Origin of the sequence: Achromobacter sp. Marseille-Q0513, from assembly GCF_018195695.1 — a bacterium.
Lineage (GTDB): Bacteria > Pseudomonadota > Gammaproteobacteria > Burkholderiales > Burkholderiaceae_B > Achromobacter.
In genome coordinates this window covers 39,995-56,172 of the sequence record NZ_JAGTJY010000018.1, presented here as the reverse complement: position 1 = coordinate 56,172, position 16,178 = coordinate 39,995, and the positions used below count along the sequence as shown (strand labels likewise).

Sequence of the window (16,178 nt, the reverse complement as noted above, 5' to 3'; positions counted from 1 at the left end):
AGGCCTTCTGTGTAATTCCTAAGCCCGCCTTGAACACGGAATTTCTGACACTCCCCCTCAAGCTCGTCATCATCGTTTGGTAGGGTCGTCCTAACCATGGATGGAATGTCGGTTCTCAGCACTCCGCCGGTCAATCACAAGTTGGTTGGCGTTTTCTTCTCCCAACAAGGTTACGCGCAGGTCCGCAGCGGACTCAGACCGTGGTTTATGGTAAGTAGGGCGCGATCTGCGCTCTATATCGAACGTCGGTAGCTGTCTGCTTTGAGTCAAAAGTAGTCGTTAGATCTAAGTGCTTCTGTAATTCGGTCCTAATCCACCCCAGAAGTTGAAATTCCTAAATAAGAGGAGCTCATTCTTCTGTATATTCCCCCGACTACCTCACCAACGGTAGCCCGGTCTGGAAGCCGGAAATCTCACCAAGTGAACCGCCGTCCCCAAGACGGATCCCCGGCATTCACACGCCCCAGCGAACCCTCTTTCAAAAGAAGGCAAGCCCAAGGCGAGGCCAAGCCAGCCCCCCGCTGGCCCGGTGATTCCAATCTTCCAACCTCGTCTTGCCCAGGGGCGTGAGAACCAACCCTACCTCACCCAAGGCTCCCATGACCCCTCACCCCCTAACCCAAAACCCCTGGTCCCTGGACACCGACCCCGAACACGGACTGGTCGCGCTCTCCCATCTCCAACACCTGGACCGCACCCGCTACGCCATCGAAACCATCGCCCGCATGGTTGGCAATAGCGCATCCGAACCCGACGCCACCGGCTCGCAACCCCTGGACGCCTGGACCGTAGCCACCCTGCTAGGCGGCGTCGAAAGCCTGTGCGACCACATCGGCACGCTGACCGAATCCATGCTGGAACAGGCCCGTGAATCCGGCCTGGCGCTGGCACATTGCACCGAAACGCACGACGCGCCTCCGGTAATCCAATAAGTCCATAACCCAACAAACCAACCGGCCAATCAACCCACAGGCCGCAACAACTGCCTCCCATCAAGGCAACGCAGACCCCCCCCGGGCCGCCATCACCAAGGCGGCCCGTTCCATTTCCGCGCCCACCCCCTAGCTTCAAAATTCCCCAACCAAACCCGCGCCATTGCTCATTACACTGGCCGCTCCCCATCCCCGCCAAACCGTGCCCGGCCATGTCCTGGGCGACGCCACAGGAGACTCAGGTGCTTGGATCCCAGTTGATCATCCGTACGCTGCATCGCCTGGGCGTCAGGACCATCTTCAGCCTGTCCGGCAACCAGATCATGCCGCTGTACGACGCCTGTATCGACTCGGGCATCCGCATCGTCCATGTGCGGCACGAGGCGGCGGCGGTGTACATGGCGGATGCCTGGGCGCAGATGACCGGCGAGCTGGGCGTGGCGATGCTGACGGCGGGGCCGGGCCTGACCAATGGGCTGGCGCCGCTGTATTCGGCGTTGCAGGCGGAAAGCCCCGTGCTGCTGATTTCCGGCGATTCGTCCGTGGCGGAAGACGGCAAGGGCGCGTTCCAGGAGCTGGATCAGGTCGCAATCACTCGCGCGATGACGAAGCTGTCGCTGCGTCCGATGAGCGTGGGGGAATTGCATCCCGCGCTGGACCGCGCGGTCGGGCAGGCGCTGGCGCCCAGGCGCGGCCCGGTGCATCTGGCGCTGCCGTTTGATCTGTTGACGACCGAGACCGGTTTGCAGGAACTGCCGCCGGCTGCGCCGCAGCCGATCGCGCCGTTCGCCACGGGTGCGCTGGACAGGCTGGCCGCGCTGCTGCACGCGGCGCAGCGTCCGCTGGTGCTGGCGGGCCCGAGCGCCGCGCGCTGGCATGCGCGTGCCGCTTGCCGGCAGCAGGAGGAAGCGCAGGACCTGCGCGTCATCCCCATGGAAAGCCCGCGCGGCCTGAAGGATCCTTCGCTGGGCGCGTTGGCGGCGGTCATTCCCGATGCGGACCTGATCGTGCTGGCGGGCAAGTGCCTGGACTTTCCCCTGGGCTTTGGGGGTGCGGCGGGGTTGGGCAGGCAGGCGCGGGTCGTGGTGATCGATCCGGATGCCGCGATGCTGGAACGCGCGCAGCGTTTGCTGGGCGAGCGGCTGGCGCTGGCGGTGCAGGGCGACGCCATCGCGGCATTGTCCGCCTTGCGGGCGGTGCAGCCGTCGGCGGCGCGCGCGGCGTGGCGGACGCGGGTGGACGAGGCGCTGCGTTATCGCGGCAAGCCGGGGCCTGCCGCGTCGGCGGGAGCGGCGCTGGGACCGCGCGCCTTGTGCGAGACGGTGCAGGCGTTTCTGGCGTCCGCGCCGGATCCGGTGCTGGTCTGCGATGGCGGGGAGTTCGGGCAGTGGGCGCAGGCCTATTGCAGCGCGCCGGTGCGCATCATCAACGGCATGTCGGGGGCCATCGGCGCGGGCGTGTGCTACGCCACCGCGGCCAAGATCGCGCGGCCCGGGGCGACGGTGCTGGTCCTGATGGGGGATGGCTCGGCGGGTTTTCACCTGATGGAGCTGGACACGGCGGGGCGCGAGCAGGCGCCGTTCATCGCGGTGATCGGCAATGACCTGCGCTGGAACGCGGAGCATCTGATCCAGCTGCGCAGCTATGGCCCGCAACGGCTGATCGGCTGCGAGTTGTCGCCGACGGCGAAGTATGACGAGGTGGCGTCGGCCTTGGGCGGGGCGGGTTTCGCGGCGGATGACGCGCAGAACCTGGGCGCGGCGCTGGCGCGGGCGGCGGACAGCGGTTTGCCGGCATGCATCAATGTCTCGATGGCGGGAGAGGCCGCGCCTGTGTTCAACGCGTCTGGTCCGTCCGCCGGCGGGCATTGAGCCGCAGTCCGTGACGCATGCCCGCATGGGGATGAACCAGCAGGCGTAAGCCGCAGGCATCACGCCGGCCGCAGTCCGGTCTCGTTTAGCAGTCCCATTGTTCAGCGCAGCACCTGCGCACTGTCAGTCCCGTTGCGCAACGCAGTCCCGCTTCTCAATGCAATCCCGTCGCACAACGTAGTCCCGCCGCATAACGCAGCCTCGCCTCACAACGCAGCCCCGCCTCACAACGTAGCCCCGTTGCACAACGCAACCCCGTTGCATAACGCAGTCTCGTCGCACCAAGCAGCCCGTCGCATCACGCAGTCCCGCCGTTCCGTTGCCACGTCGTTTCATCGCGTAGTTTCGTTCCCCCGCTCGACAGGAGACATCCCATGATCAGCCTCTCCGGCCTCCGGCCGGCTGCCTTTGCTCGCGCCGCGATTTGTGTATGGGGCGCCTGTACCGGGCTGGCCGCCGCCCAGGCTTATCCCGCCAAGCCGATACAGCTCATCGTTCCTTTCAGCGCGGGCGGCGATGCCGACATGGCGGCGCGCAACCTGGCCGCCGCGGCGCAGGGGCTGCTGGGGCAGCCCGTGGTCGTGGTCAACAAGGCGGGCGCGAACGGCGCGATTGGCTCGGCCGCCGTGAAGCAGGCCGCGCCCGACGGCTACACGCTGCTGCTGGGACGGATCGGGTCGCAAGTGCTGCTGCCCGCCTTGCAGCCCAAGACCACGCCCTACACGGCGGGGGATTTCACGTACATCGGGCTGCTGGAGCTGAACCCGGTCGTCTGCGTGGTGCATCCAGACAGCGGCTACAAGACGCTGGACGATCTGGCGAAGGCGGTGAAGGCCAAGCCGGGCAAGCTGAACTACAGCCACTCCGGCCCGGCCACGGTACAGAACCTGGCGCCGCAGCTGCTGCTCAGCACGCTGGGCCTGAAGCCGGACGCGGTGGTCAGCGTGCCGTACAAGGGCGGCAACGAGGTGGCGCTGGCGGTGTTGAGCCGGGACGTGGATTTCGCGTGCAACAACCTCAGTTCCATGACGGGCCTGCTGACAGGCGGCAAGCTGCGCCCGCTGCTGACGACCACGCCCGAGCGGCTGGCGCAGTTTCCGGACATTCCCACGGCGCGCGAGCTGGGCCTGCCGCAGATGGAAGCGGTGATCGGCTGGAGCGGGCTGTTCGGGCCGCCGAAGATGGCGCCCGAGGCGGTGCAGCGATGGGCGGCGGCGCTCAAGCAGATCGCGCGGGATCCGAAGTGGATCGCGGGGAATGAGAATTTTGGGGGGATCCCGCATGTGCTGTCGCCGGAGGATACCGAGCGGTATGTGCGGGACGGGAGCGCGATTTATGCGGAGCTGGTGGCGAAGGCGGGGTTGCAGGTGAACTAGGGCGGGCTATCAAGATCGTTGGCCGACCCTCTATTTGTTCAGACGCGAGAGGCGACGATCGCCGGTTGGTGGTGGCAGGCATGGCCATTTTTCTAGCCAGCATCAGTCAGCGGGCGGGCTAGTGGTTTGAGCAAATACAGAAATTTCTGGTGTTGTTCCCTGCTTTTTTCCAGCGAAAACAGGGTATTTTTTTATATGCCCGGATCTGAGCAGGGATTTGGCAGATTGTGTGTAAGCGGCTTGTGCATTCCTGCGATCTTGCTGAAATCAAAAAAACTGGGAATTAATCGGATGTGTATATGTTGACGGTCTTGGGGCTGCTGACTGCGCCGTTCGCTATTGCAGTATTCATTTGGATTGTCTTTGTTGCCGCGCCCTGGGCATGGCGGATGCTTCACGGCGCCATGAAGCACTTTGCCGCCCTGTTTGTAGGTGGCCTGATGAGAAGGCTGGAGCCTATCAGCGCGGCTCGAAGTTTTACATTCTCCGGTCTATACAGTCTTGGCCTTTTGGGCCTTGCCATCTCGATCCGTGTTCATCTTGACGTGATGGTCATTTCATTGCTCCTGACTGGGTACATCGTTGCTGTCGCTGCTCTTTCTGCTTCGCTTATAGCGAAGTTGCTGGATTCGGGAAGGATCTGGGGGAATGCCGCAACGAAGATCTGCCTGTTCGTCGTACCGATTGTTGTGACCTATTTGGCTAAAGGCTATGGCGCGTGGTGGGTTGGAGAGATCCTCGGCGCGGACGCCAGAAATGCGCCGATGGCGCACGCTGCTGCGACTGGGTTTCTCATGGTTGCATGTGTGGCCATGGCATTGACGTTGGTGGCGCTTGCGGTCGAAGTGATACTGATCTGCGCGCTTGGAGCGCTGAATGCTGGAGAGAAGACATCTGTGATCGGTGCCTGGAAAATTCTTCGGATTCCCCGTAAGCATCGAGACTGGAGGGGAAGGATTTATCTGCAGAAGGAAGCGAAGAAATGGGGGGTTTGGCTGCTCCTGCTATGTACCTTTACCAGTTGTCTTGCGGCATTCAACGCCAGTACATGGATCTTTACCCGATTTGGAAAAATCGTTCTGAGCGCTGCGGTCTTCGAATTCGATGCGGCACCAGCCGGTCGTTGTGTGTTGATGGCCAACGAGAAAACGCTGAGTGAATTCTCGGTGTTAAAGACGCTGTTCGTCAGCGGTCAGCAGGAGAAGGCTATCCTGCTGGAAAGGGGGGGCAACCTGCTGGAACCCGTGGCGCTGAAGAAACTCAAGGATGAAGTTCCTGACACTAGGACGCTGAAAATGGGGCGGGTTGCCGCTTGCTACAAGGTAGATTGATATCGTGGCAAAGGGGTGTCCGGCGCTATCATGCTTCGCCGGACGCCTTGCGGGGGCTAGGCGCTGTGTTCGTCCGCTGAGGGCTCGAAGTCCGGGTCGCGCATGCGGATATGGCGCAGCAGGATGTCCGACAAACGAGGCTTGCGGTTCGCCACGATGATGGCGTTGGCGGCGCTCTTGAACTTGCTCCATGCCAGTTTGTAGCGGTCGTGGTCTGCTTCCATTCCGGGCAGGCGTTCGCTGTAGAACGTCAGGAATCGCTTCAGCTCGTCGAACGCATAGCTCTCGATGGCCTTGCGTAATTGCACGGACGAGATGTTCTGCAGGAAGGGCATGAGCGCTTCCGAGGCCGACGGCGGATCGGCCTCGATCTGCTCGATCGCGTCCATGACGGTCTGCATGGGGCGGCGTGATTCGTTGACCTCCCGGATCGCCTGCGCGATGGGGTCGGCCAGCCCTTGCAGGACGCTTTCCTGCACATATTCTTTCGAAGCCTTGCGCCAATGCCGACCCCAGGCCTCGGCCATGTGCGACGCCCAGTCCTGGCCGCCGCGCCGTTGTAGGTCGCGGATGATGGTGCTGGCCATCTGCGGGGCCAGTGCATGCCAGCCCGTCGCGCCCCAGTCGCGGGCCATGCGCAGGAAGGTCTGGTCGGTGGCGTCCGGGTCGTAGAGCGCCCGGTCCACATAGTCCAGCGCGGCCATCTTCGCGGTCGCGTGCAGCGCGCGCTCATCTCGCGCCTGCATCCGGGCCGCCACGCGGGTTGCGTCGAGCGGGTGATGCTGCACGAAGTCCGACAGCAGGGCCAGCAGTTCGGTGTCGTTGGTGACGCTGCATCGCACGGCCAGCAAGGCGGCGTCGCCAGGCAGCGTGTTGCCCAGCTGATCGGCGCAGACCCGGGTCCAGTCTTCCAGGAAGGTCTCCACCTGTTCGTCCGGAAAGCGGTTCTCGTAATGCAGGATGGCCAGGAAGACCAGGCTGCGCAGGATGTACTCGGGCAGGGACTGCTCTTGTCGCTCCTGGCGAGGAATCGCCTTCCTGAACGCATCGGTCAGTCGCCCGATGCGCTGGATGATGCGGATGTTGGTCAGACCGGCGGCCTCGGCCGTGGCGACGATAGGCTCGCGGTCCGGACAGGCGGGCGACAAGCCCAATCGACAAGCATCGGCCGGCGTGGGCCGAAGATTGATCTCCGCGTCCAGGCACTTCTCCCGCACGGCGCGCCATTCCTTGCCCTGGTTGGCGCTCAGTTCTTCCTCGTTGTAGATCAGCAGCACCGTGCAGCCTTTGCCCTTGAGCGCGTCCACATAGCCGAACAGCGTCTCCAGCGATAGCGCGGCGTCGCGGCGTTCCAGGTCGTCCAGCACGATGATGCGGTCGCGCACCAGCATGCCGGTGATGACGGATTCAGCCAGCGCGCCGGTCGCCAGCAGCGCGTCGGCGGCCTCGCCGATGAAGGGGATGTTGCGCAGCGCGTCAGTGAGCTTCCTGCCGGTTTCCTTGATGACCTTGCCGCCGGCTTCGCCATACTTGGACGCGTTGCTGGCGGCGTCCTGCAACAGCGCGCGGCCGATCTCGTCCAGCGATTTCAGGCCGAAGCAGGAGGCGTACAGGGCGGTCTTCCCGGCGGGCAGCGTGTCACGCAAGGAAAGCCATAGATGCGTCTTGCCCGCGCCCCAGCGTCCGCTCAGGCCGAGCACCTGGCCTTTGCCGTTTTCAAGAAACTGGGTCAGGGCGTTCCTGCTTGCGTTCAGGTCCATGCCGGGGTCCACTTTTTCTGGTGAGTTCACGGAGGATGCCAGCGTCGCCGGAAACGTGGCAGGCGGGTGGGGCGATAGCGGCCAGGCATCGTACCGCATGCATGGCCGCGCGGTCTGACCGGCTTGGGCTACTTACCTCCGTCTTCCGTCTTGTTGTCCGCAGGTGCGGGATCCGGCGAGCATATGGTGGGATGTGGGGTATCCGGCTTGCCGGACAGGCTTTGCGACAGGGGCGGGCTGATTGTTCTGGCAATGGCCGATTTGGGCACGGCGGACGCTGCGCCCGCCTGCAGGACGGCGCAGGTGTCGGTGTTGCACCAGAGCTGATGGATGACGCCTTGGTTCGGATCAAAACCGGGCAGATGGGGAATCGTGGGCAGCGCGGCCAGCGGAACCTCCTGGCAATAATCCTGTGCGTCACGCTTGCCTATGACTCCAAACGGCTCGACCAGCACGATCAGGCTGCAAGCGACGAGAAGCGCGATCACGAGGATCGAACCGGGGATCGCGAGGACATAGCCAGCAAGCCCGGCCGCGATATAGGCAATCTGGCGCCGCAGGCTAAGGTCTTTGAACGGGATCGAGGCTGCCGTGACGCCGGGCTTGGCGGCCTTGCTGCGGAGTTTTTCGATCATCAGGAAGAGGATGAGCAGCACGCAGCCGATCGCAGCGGGTACGAGGGTCGACATGAGTATGTCGAGAAACCAATCGCCGGAGGTCAGCAGGATATGGGCGGCGCCATTTCCCCAGGCGCGATAGGCAAGCCACATCGCATCCGACGTGGAGATGCTCATCTGTGTGTTGTCGAGGTGAAAATACGCCAGATAGCCAGCCTGATAGGCCTTGCCCTGCAGGTAGAACATCGCCGTCAGGAAGACGGTGAATGGAATGGGAATCAGGCGAAGCCAGCTTTTCTTTCCGGAGCTTTCCGCGTTCTTGTCGGTTGTTTCGTTTTGCATGTCTTGGGATGGGCGTGAGTGTGTCGATGTTCCAGAGGGAGGGCGGGGCGGATGCGGCAGGCGCAATGCAGCCTGAATTGTGGGTGGAGTCCTGCTCAAGTCCGCTGATCGCCAGCAATGTTCCATTTTGCCGGGCGCGGAGCCGCCACAACGCGCCTGCCTGATCAATTGAAAAACGGAGTGCTCAGCTTCTGCGTTCCGTTCCCACGGGCTTCTTTTTCCTGCGTATCGCCTCGCGGTACTGGCTGGGCGTAAACCCGGTCAGTATCTTGAACTGCCGGGTGAATGCGCTGTGGTCGGCGTAGCCGCACTGCATGGCGATCTCGGTGATCGTGACCCCGGTGTCCAGCAGATAGTGCGCATGTTCCAGGCGGACCTTGTGGATCATCTGCCTGGGCGTCAGATGGAAGATCCGCTTGCAGCAACGTTCCAGCTGGGCGGCGGAAATCCCCGCGACCTGGGTCAAGGCTTCCATGGTCACGGGCCGGCTGAAATTCTCCCGGATATGGCGATCCACCGCCGCCATCCGCTGGTAGGCCGGGTCCGAGTCGCTGGCCGATTGCAGGTCGCTGGAAATGCCGACCAATCCGATGATCTGTTCGTTGCGATTGAAAATCGGGCGCTTGTGCGTGATGCACCAGCCGGGCTCGCGGCTGCCGTACAGATGCAGTTCCAGCTGATCTTCCAGCGCGATGCCGAGTTTCAGGACGCGTTCGTCCTGTTCCGTATAGGCGGCCCCCAGCTGCTCGGGAAAGACCTCGACGCTCGTCTTGCCCAGTAGAAAGTCCAGCCGCTTGACGCCGCAGCGCTGCACCAGCGTGCGGTTGGCGAACAGATAGCGCGCCTTGGCGTCCTTGATGAAGATCACCGCGGTGGGAATGGCGTCCAGGACAGGGGCCAGCGGAACGATCCCCGCCAGCATCTGCTCCATGTCCACCAGGTTTCCCTTGCCCCCGTTCTGGTCCAGCAGGCTTATCAGACTGTGCATGGGCTGTCTCGGTATCCAGGTCTCTTGGTGTGCGGAATTCGACTTGCGAGGCTGGGAAATTATCAGACGCCGCGCCGTCGCCCGCAAGGCAATTTCGAGGCAGCCATTGCCGCTATTTACAGGGGGAACACCGCGAATTCAAGCGGCTTTCATAGGTAGCGACTATGTGCCAAATGAGGATAAACCCTGATCCAGACTATGCAAACATCGTCATGCCGAGGACGACAAACATCAAGATCCAAGGCGGCGGCGGATCTATCGTCCCGCTATCGCAGAGGGCTGCATCCGGAGGCAGCGCAAGGAGCTCTGCGGCCAAGTGGTTCAGCCCGGTTTCCGTGGGTGCCGCTGTTCGGCTTGGCGCTTGATTGACATTGCCCGTTCACTCCAATAATCAAAACAGGAGACACCATGTCAGGCCTCGGAAAATTCAAGAAGCAGCTGTCGCTGACGGATTTAACATTCATCGGGCTGGGCGCCATATTCGGCTCGGGCTGGCTGTTCGCGGCCAGCCATGTGTCCAGCATCGCGGGGCCGGCGGGGATTCTCTCCTGGCTGTTGGGCGGGTTCGCCGTGCTGTTGCTGGGCATCGTCTATTGCGAGCTGGGCGCCGCGCTGCCGCGGGCGGGTGGCGTCGTGCGCTATCCGGTGTTTTCCCATGGGCCGCTGCTGGGCTATCTGATGGGATTCATCACGCTGATCGCGTTCTCCAGCCTGATCGCCATCGAGGTGGTGGCCGCCCGGCAATACGCGGCGGCCTGGTTTCCCAGCCTGACGCAGGCCGGCGGCAGCAATCCGACGGTGCTGGGCTGGCTGCTGCAATTCGCGCTGCTGGGCCTGTTCTTCTGGCTCAATTACTCCAGCGTCAAGACCTTCGCCAAGTCCAACAATCTGATCAGCATTTTCAAGTTCATCGTGCCCTTGCTGGTGATGGGCGTGCTGTTCTCGTTCTTCAAGCCCGACAATTTCACGATGCACGGATTCGCGCCGTTCGGCATGTCGGGAATCGAAATGGCCGTGTCGGCCGGCGGCATCATCTTTGCCTATCTGGGCCTGACGCCGATCATTTCGGTGGCGAGCGAGGTGCGCAATCCCCAGCGCACGATTCCCATCGCCCTGATCCTGTCCGTGCTGCTGTCGACCGCGATTTATGTGCTGCTGCAGGTGGCGTTTCTCGGCAGCATTCCGACGGACATGCTGGCCGGCGGATGGGCCGCCGTCAGCAAGCAGTTTTCCCTGCCGTATCGGGACATCGCGCTGATCCTGGGCGTGGGCTGGTTGGCCTACATGGTGGTGGCGGATGCGGTGATTTCCCCCAGCGGTTGCGGCAATATCTACATGAACGCCACGCCTCGAGTGGTCTATGGCTGGGCGCGCACCGGCACCTTCTTCAAGGTCTTCACCCGCATCGACGAGAAGTCGGGAATCCCGCGCCCCGCGCTCTGGCTGACCTTCGGCCTGGCGGTGTTCTGGACCATGCCGTTTCCGTCATGGGAGGCGCTGATCAACGTCGTTTCCGCCGCCCTGGTGCTGAGCTACGCCGTCGCGCCCGTGTCCGTCGCGGCCTTGCGCCGCAATGCGCCAGACATGCCGCGTCCGTTCCGGGTCAAGGGCTTCGCCGTGCTGGGTCCGGTGTCCTTCATCATCGCCGCCCTGATCGTCTACTGGTCCGGCTGGGCGACCGTGTCCTGGCTGTTGGGCCTGCAGATCCTGATGTTCGGCATCTACCTGCTGTGCCGGCGCATGGTGCCGACCGATCATCTCTCCATTGCCCAGCAGGTCCGCTCTTCCGCCTGGCTGATCGGCTTCTACGCGATCACCATCCTGCTGTCCTGGCTGGGCAGCTTCGGGGGCATCGGGTTGATCTCGCATCCGTTTGACACGCTGGTGGTGGCCGTCTGCGCGCTGGCCGTCTATTACTGGGGCGCGGCCACGGGCGTGCCCAGCCGCCTGGTGCGCCTGGAAGGCGACGAGGTGGAAAGCGAATCGGAGCCGGCCGCGATCCGGCGTCCGGTTGATGTCGTAGTCGCGGGTTCCGCGTCCTGAGCGGAGCGGGTAGAGGATGGAAGGATGAAACAAGTACGAGTGATCGATTCCCACACAGGCGGCGAGCCCACCCGCCTGATCATTGACGGGTTTCCCGTGCTCGCGGGCGGCACGATGGCCGAGAAGCGCGACGCGCTGCGCGAGCAATACGATCAGTGGCGCCGCGCGTGCCTGCTGGAGCCGCGCGGCAACGATGTGCTGGTCGGCGCGCTGTGTTGCGAGCCGGTGTCGCAGGATGCCGTGTGCGGCGTGATCTTCTTCAACAACGCCGGCTACCTGGGCATGTGCGGCCACGGCACGATAGGGCTGGTGGCGTCGCTGCGGCACCTGGGCAGGATCGCGCCGGGCGAGCACCGGATCGACACGCCGGTCGGACAGGTCAGCGCGACGCTGCATGAGGACGGGGCGGTCACCATTGCCAACGTGGCCTCGTACCGCCATCGCCAGCACGTCCCGGTGGACGTGCCGGGCTATGGCCGGTTCACCGGCGACGTCGCCTGGGGCGGCAACTGGTTCTTCCTGGTGTCCGGGCATGGCCAGGACTTGCAACTGGGCAATGTGGAACGGCTGACCGATCTCACCTGGAAGATGCTGGCCGCCCTGGAGGCGCAGGGCATACGCGGTGAGAACGGCGCATTGATCGATCACATCGAGTTGTTCGCCGACGACGAGCAGGCCGACAGCCGCAATTTCGTGATGTGTCCGGGCAAGGCCTACGACCGTTCGCCTTGCGGCACGGGCACCAGCGCCAAGCTGGCCTGCCTGGCGGCCGACGGCAAGCTGGCCTCGGGTCAGCTCTGGGTGCAGGCGAGCATCACGGGCAGCCGGTTCGAGGGTCGCTACGAATGGCTGGGCGAGCATATCCGCCCCTTCATCACCGGCCGCGCCTACATGACCGCCGACAGCACCTTGCTGATCGACGAACAGGATCCCTTCGCCTGGGGAATCTGATCCCGTACTCCAGGCCGCCCGCGCGGCGGCTTTTCATCGTTCCCCTGAATCGATTTCAAGGAAGTTCCATGAGCGACAATATTTTCACCGGTACGATCCCGGCCCTGATGACTCCCTGCACCGCCGATCGCAAGCCGGACTTCGATGCCCTGGTGCGCAAGGGCCGCGAGCTGATCGACGTCGGCATGAGCGCGGTCGTCTACTGCGGTTCCATGGGCGACTGGCCCTTGCTGACCGATGCCGAACGCCAGGATGGCGTGGCCCGCCTGGTGGCGGCGGGGATCCCGACCATCGTGGGCACGGGCGCGGTGAATTCGCGCGCGGCCGTCGCGCATGCGGCGCATGCCGCCAGGGTCGGCGCCCATGGCCTGATGGTGATTCCGCGCGTGCTGTCGCGCGGCGCGTCCCTGGTCGCGCAGGAGGCTCATTTCTCGGCCATCCTGGACGCGGCGCCGCAGCTGCCGGCGGTGATCTACAACAGCCCCTACTATGGCTTCGCCACCCGCGCCGATCTGTTCTTCAAGCTGCGCAGCAAGCATCCGAACCTGATTGGCTTCAAGGAGTTCGGCGGCGCCCAGGACATGCGCTACGCCGCCGAGTTCATCACGTCCCAGGACGATGAGGTGATCCTGATGGCGGGAGTCGATACCCAGGTCGCCCATGGCTTCATCAATTGCGGCGCGACGGGCGCGATCACCGGCATCGGCAATGCCTTGCCCCGGGAGGTGCTGCAGCTGGTCGAGTTGAGCAAGCGGGCCGCCCGGGGCGATGCCCTGGCCCGCCGCCAGGCGCTTGAGCTTTCCGAGGCCCTGCAGGTGTTGTCGTCGTTCGACGAGGGTTGCGACCTGGTGCTCTATTACAAGTACCTGCTGGTGCTCAACGGCGACCAGGAATACGCCCTGCATTTCAATGACACCGATGCGCTGAGCGCGGCCCAGCGTCGTTATGTCGAGAGCCAGTATGCGCTGTTCCGCCAGTGGTACGCGCAGTGGTCGGCCGAGCAGCGCCTGGGCTGATCTTACCCTTCACGACCGGCCGCGCCGCGCGCGGCCGGCGGCATACGTACATCAGGTGCATCAGGTGCATCAGGAAATCCCATGACATTGACAGGCGACATGCTCATCGGCGGGCAGGCCATTGCCGGAAACCGTGACGCAATCCACGCGATCAATCCCACGACCGATGAGGTCCTGGCTCCCGGCTATGCCGGCGGCGGGCGCGAGCAGGTCGAACAGGCCTGCGCGCTGGCCTGGGCGGCGTTCGACGGTTATCGAGAGACGGCCCCGGCGGTCCGCGCCCGTTTTCTTGAAACCATTGCCGATGAAATCGAGGCGCTGGGCGACGCGTTGATCGAGCGCGCCTCGGCGGAGACCGGCCTGCCTCTTGCTCGCATCCAGGGCGAGAGGGGCCGTACCTGCCAGCAATTGCGCCTGTTCGCGCAGGTCGTCAGGGCGGGCGAATGGCTCGATGTGCGGGTCGATCCGGCGCAGCCCGGCCGCCAGCCCTTGCCGCGCGCCGACTTGCGGCAGCGGCAGATTGCGCTGGGGCCCGTCGCGGTATTCGGCGCCAGCAACTTTCCGCTGGCGTTTTCGGTGGCGGGCGGGGATACCGCGTCCGCCTTGGCCAGCGGCTGTCCCGTGATCGTGAAGGCGCATGGCGCGCACCCCGGCACCAGCGAGCTGGTTGGCCGCGCCGTGGCGCGCGCCGTCCGGCGATCCGGGCTGCCCGACGGCGTGTTCTCCCTGCTGTACGGGGCCGGCCACGAGGTGGGCATCGCCTTGGTGACCGATCCGCGCGTCAAGGCGGTGGGCTTCACCGGCTCGCGCGCGGGCGGCACCGCGTTGATCAATGCGGCCCGCGCTCGCCCGGAGCCCATTCCCGTCTATGCCGAAATGAGCTCGATCAATCCGGTCTTCCTGTTTCCGGCGGCGCTGGCGGCCCGCGGCGCGGCCTTGGCGCAGGGCTTCGTGGGCTCGCTGACGCAGGGCGCGGGCCAGTTCTGCACCAACCCAGGCCTGCTGATCGCCAGGCAGGGCGAGCCACTGGATCGCTTCCTCGACGAGGCGGCCAGGCTGCTTGAACGCAGCCCGGCGCAGACGATGCTCACGCCCGCCATCCACCGGGCCTATGTGGCGGGCGTGCGTGCGCTGGCCGGCAACGGCAAGGCCAGACTGGTCATGCGCGGCGCGGAGAGCCTTGGCCCCAATCAGGGCCAGGCGCATCTGTTTGTTGCCCAGGCCGAGGACTTCCTGGCCGATCCGCGCTTGCAAGAGGAAGTGTTCGGCGCCGCCTCGCTGGTCGTGCAGTGCGGCAGCGATGAGGCGTTGCGCGAAGTCGCGGAGCGGCTGGAGGGCCAGCTGACGGCAACGCTGCACCTGGACGAGGCGGATCTCCCTGCCGCGCGGACGCTGGTGCCGACGCTGGAGCGCAAGGCGGGCCGGCTGCTGGTCAATGGCTGGCCCACGGGCGTCGAGGTCGCGCCAGCCATGGTGCATGGCGGACCTTTCCCGGCCACGTCCGATGCGCGCGCCACGTCGGTCGGCACGGCGGCCATGCTGCGGTTCCTGCGGCCGGTCTGCTACCAGGACTTTCCCGACAGTCTGTTGCCGGCCTCGCTCGCCTTTGCCAATCCCTTGCAACTGCGTCGTCTGCTCGACGGTCAGCGGGAAGCATGATGGCCGCTGAAGACATCGTCGTGGTGGGCGCGGGCATCGTCGGCGTCGCCTGCGCCCTGACGCTCGCGCGCCGAGGTCTGCGCGTGGTCGTGGTCGACAGGCAGGAACCGGGCCTGGGTGCTTCCTATGGCAATGCCGGGCATCTGGCGACCGAGCAGGTGTTTCCGATTGCCGATCTGTCCATTATCAAGCGACTGCCCGCCATGCTGATGGATCCCATGGGGCCGCTGCGCCTGGACTGGAAGTACCTGCCTCGCGCGCTGCCGTGGTTCACCCGCCTGCTGCTGAATCTGCGTCCAGCGCCATATCGGCGCAGCGTGGCGGGTTTGCGCGCGCTCAACGAATGCAGCCTGGCGGCGTGGCAACGGCTGCTGCGTTCCATCGATCGTCCGGACCTGCTCAAGGAAGAGGGCTCGCTCCTGGTCTACGAGCGCCAGGACTCCCGCCCGGCGGTCGAGGGCTTGCTGGCGCGCATGCGCGATCAGGGTGTGCCGGCGGATCACTGGAACGCGGCCGCGGTGGGCGAGGCGGCACCCTTGTTGAGCAGGCATCTGCTCGGCGGCCTGTTCTTTCCCGCGACAGGCCATTTCATCGATCCGTACCAGGTGGTCCGCGATCTCGTCGCAGCAGCCCGGGCCAGCGGCGTGCGCTTCCTGAAGCAGGACATCGGCGATGGCCGCCTGTCTGACGACGGAGTGGTTTTGCATGGCAGTGACGGCGGATTGAGCGCTCGTCGCGTGTTGATCGCGTGTGGCGCGCATTCGGCGTCGCTCACCGCCCGCTTGACCGGCCAGCGCGTTCCCCTGGATACGGAGCGCGGCTATCACCTGATGCTGCCGCACGAACACGACCGGCTGCCGTTCGCGGTCACGTCGTTCGAGCGCCGATTCATCATGACGCCGCTGTCCGGCGGACTGCGGCTGGCGGGCACCGTCGAGTTCGCCGGCCTGGCGCGGCCCCCGGCGATGGCGCGCGCCTGGCAGCTGCATCGACTCAGCAAGGGCCTGTTCGAGCAGGACCTGGACGCCCGCGACGCCACGCCGTGGATGGGGTTCCGGCCTTCCTTGCCTGATTCGCTCCCGGTGATCGACGTGGCTTGCGCAGGTAGGGTGTTGCTGGCCTTTGGACATCAGCACCTGGGCTTGACGCAGGCGGCGATTACCGCCGAGCTGATCGCGGGATTGGCCATGCCCGCTGGCGAGTCCGCCCGTCTGCCTGCCTTGCCCGAGCTGTCCTGTTATCGGCTGGATCGGTTCGCGTGACTCGCGGCGCGATGCCCGGCATGGCCGGCC

The 16,178-nt window shown here is 64.7% G+C and carries 11 protein-coding genes and 1 pseudogene; 9 read left to right on the top strand and 3 right to left on the bottom strand.

What is annotated here, in order from left to right:
- The first annotated feature begins 599 nt into the window (after positions 1-599).
- The 4 genes from KDH83_RS06575 to KDH83_RS06560 all read left to right on the top strand — a co-directional run bounded on the left by KDH83_RS06575 (position 600) and on the right by KDH83_RS06560 (position 5,510).
- On the top strand, positions 600-932 hold the full coding sequence (locus tag KDH83_RS06575; RefSeq protein WP_249204896.1) for a hypothetical protein: 333 nt from the start codon (positions 600-602) through the stop codon (positions 930-932).
- A 242-nt stretch (positions 933-1,174) separates the two neighbouring features.
- Entirely contained in the window at positions 1,175-2,803 is a 1,629-nt protein-coding gene (locus tag KDH83_RS06570; RefSeq protein ID WP_212313688.1) for a thiamine pyrophosphate-binding protein, read from the top strand.
- A 374-nt stretch (positions 2,804-3,177) separates the two neighbouring features.
- On the top strand, positions 3,178-4,179 hold the full coding sequence (locus tag KDH83_RS06565; RefSeq protein ID WP_212313686.1) for a tripartite tricarboxylate transporter substrate binding protein: 1,002 nt from the start codon (positions 3,178-3,180) through the stop codon (positions 4,177-4,179).
- 299 nt (positions 4,180-4,478) lie between these two features.
- Positions 4,479-5,510 carry a hypothetical protein gene (locus tag KDH83_RS06560; protein WP_212313684.1) on the top strand — a complete coding sequence of 344 codons (1,032 nt, stop codon included), beginning with the start codon at positions 4,479-4,481 and terminating at the stop codon, positions 5,508-5,510.
- Between the two features lie 56 nt (positions 5,511-5,566).
- Here the strand turns inward: KDH83_RS06560 and KDH83_RS06555 are convergent, their stop codons facing one another.
- From KDH83_RS06555 to KDH83_RS06545, 3 genes are all read right to left on the bottom strand, one after another.
- Positions 5,567-7,270, bottom strand: coding sequence for a hypothetical protein (locus KDH83_RS06555; RefSeq protein ID WP_212313682.1), 1,704 nt, complete (start codon positions 7,268-7,270; stop codon positions 5,567-5,569).
- A gap of 128 nt (positions 7,271-7,398) precedes the next feature.
- A complete protein-coding gene (locus KDH83_RS06550) occupies positions 7,399-8,229 on the bottom strand; it encodes a hypothetical protein (protein ID WP_212313680.1) in 831 nt (276 codons plus the stop codon).
- A gap of 184 nt (positions 8,230-8,413) precedes the next feature.
- Entirely contained in the window at positions 8,414-9,217 is an 804-nt protein-coding gene (locus tag KDH83_RS06545) for an AraC family transcriptional regulator (RefSeq protein ID WP_212313678.1), read from the bottom strand.
- 408 nt (positions 9,218-9,625) lie between these two features.
- On the opposite strand from KDH83_RS06545, the pseudogene KDH83_RS06540 reads away from it, so the two are divergent.
- The 5 genes and pseudogenes from KDH83_RS06540 to KDH83_RS06520 form a co-directional block, all read left to right on the top strand.
- Positions 9,626-11,188: pseudogene (locus tag KDH83_RS06540) on the top strand (APC family permease); the annotation flags it as partial.
- 96 nt (positions 11,189-11,284) lie between these two features.
- Positions 11,285-12,211, top strand: a complete 927-nt coding sequence (locus KDH83_RS06535) for a 4-hydroxyproline epimerase (RefSeq protein ID WP_212313674.1) — start codon at positions 11,285-11,287, stop codon at positions 12,209-12,211.
- Between the two features lie 68 nt (positions 12,212-12,279).
- Positions 12,280-13,227: a dihydrodipicolinate synthase family protein gene (locus KDH83_RS06530; protein WP_212313672.1), complete on the top strand. Its 948-nt coding sequence runs from the start codon at positions 12,280-12,282 to the stop codon at positions 13,225-13,227.
- An 81-nt stretch (positions 13,228-13,308) separates the two neighbouring features.
- Positions 13,309-14,886, top strand: a complete 1,578-nt coding sequence (locus KDH83_RS06525; protein WP_212313670.1) for an aldehyde dehydrogenase (NADP(+)) — start codon at positions 13,309-13,311, stop codon at positions 14,884-14,886.
- On the top strand, positions 14,886-16,148 hold the full coding sequence (locus KDH83_RS06520; RefSeq protein WP_249204895.1) for an FAD-dependent oxidoreductase: 1,263 nt from the start codon (positions 14,886-14,888) through the stop codon (positions 16,146-16,148). Before KDH83_RS06525 ends, KDH83_RS06520 begins: the two co-directional genes overlap by 1 nt.
- The last annotated feature ends 30 nt before the right edge of the window (positions 16,149-16,178 follow it).

Coding starts and splice junctions, on each gene's coding strand:
- KDH83_RS06560 (WP_212313684.1), top strand. CDS start 4,479: ATGTTGACGGTCTTGGGGCTGCTGACTGCGCCGTTCGCTATTGCAGTA.
- KDH83_RS06555 (WP_212313682.1), bottom strand. CDS start 7,270: ATGGACCTGAACGCAAGCAGGAACGCCCTGACCCAGTTTCTTGAAAAC.
- KDH83_RS06520 (WP_249204895.1), top strand. CDS start 14,886: ATGGCCGCTGAAGACATCGTCGTGGTGGGCGCGGGCATCGTCGGCGTC.
- KDH83_RS06525 (WP_212313670.1), top strand. CDS start 13,309: ATGACATTGACAGGCGACATGCTCATCGGCGGGCAGGCCATTGCCGGA.
- KDH83_RS06535 (WP_212313674.1), top strand. CDS start 11,285: ATGAAACAAGTACGAGTGATCGATTCCCACACAGGCGGCGAGCCCACC.
- KDH83_RS06545 (WP_212313678.1), bottom strand. CDS start 9,217: ATGCACAGTCTGATAAGCCTGCTGGACCAGAACGGGGGCAAGGGAAAC.
- KDH83_RS06550 (WP_212313680.1), bottom strand. CDS start 8,229: ATGCAAAACGAAACAACCGACAAGAACGCGGAAAGCTCCGGAAAGAAA.
- KDH83_RS06530 (WP_212313672.1), top strand. CDS start 12,280: ATGAGCGACAATATTTTCACCGGTACGATCCCGGCCCTGATGACTCCC.
- KDH83_RS06565 (WP_212313686.1), top strand. CDS start 3,178: ATGATCAGCCTCTCCGGCCTCCGGCCGGCTGCCTTTGCTCGCGCCGCG.
- KDH83_RS06575 (WP_249204896.1), top strand. CDS start 600: ATGACCCCTCACCCCCTAACCCAAAACCCCTGGTCCCTGGACACCGAC.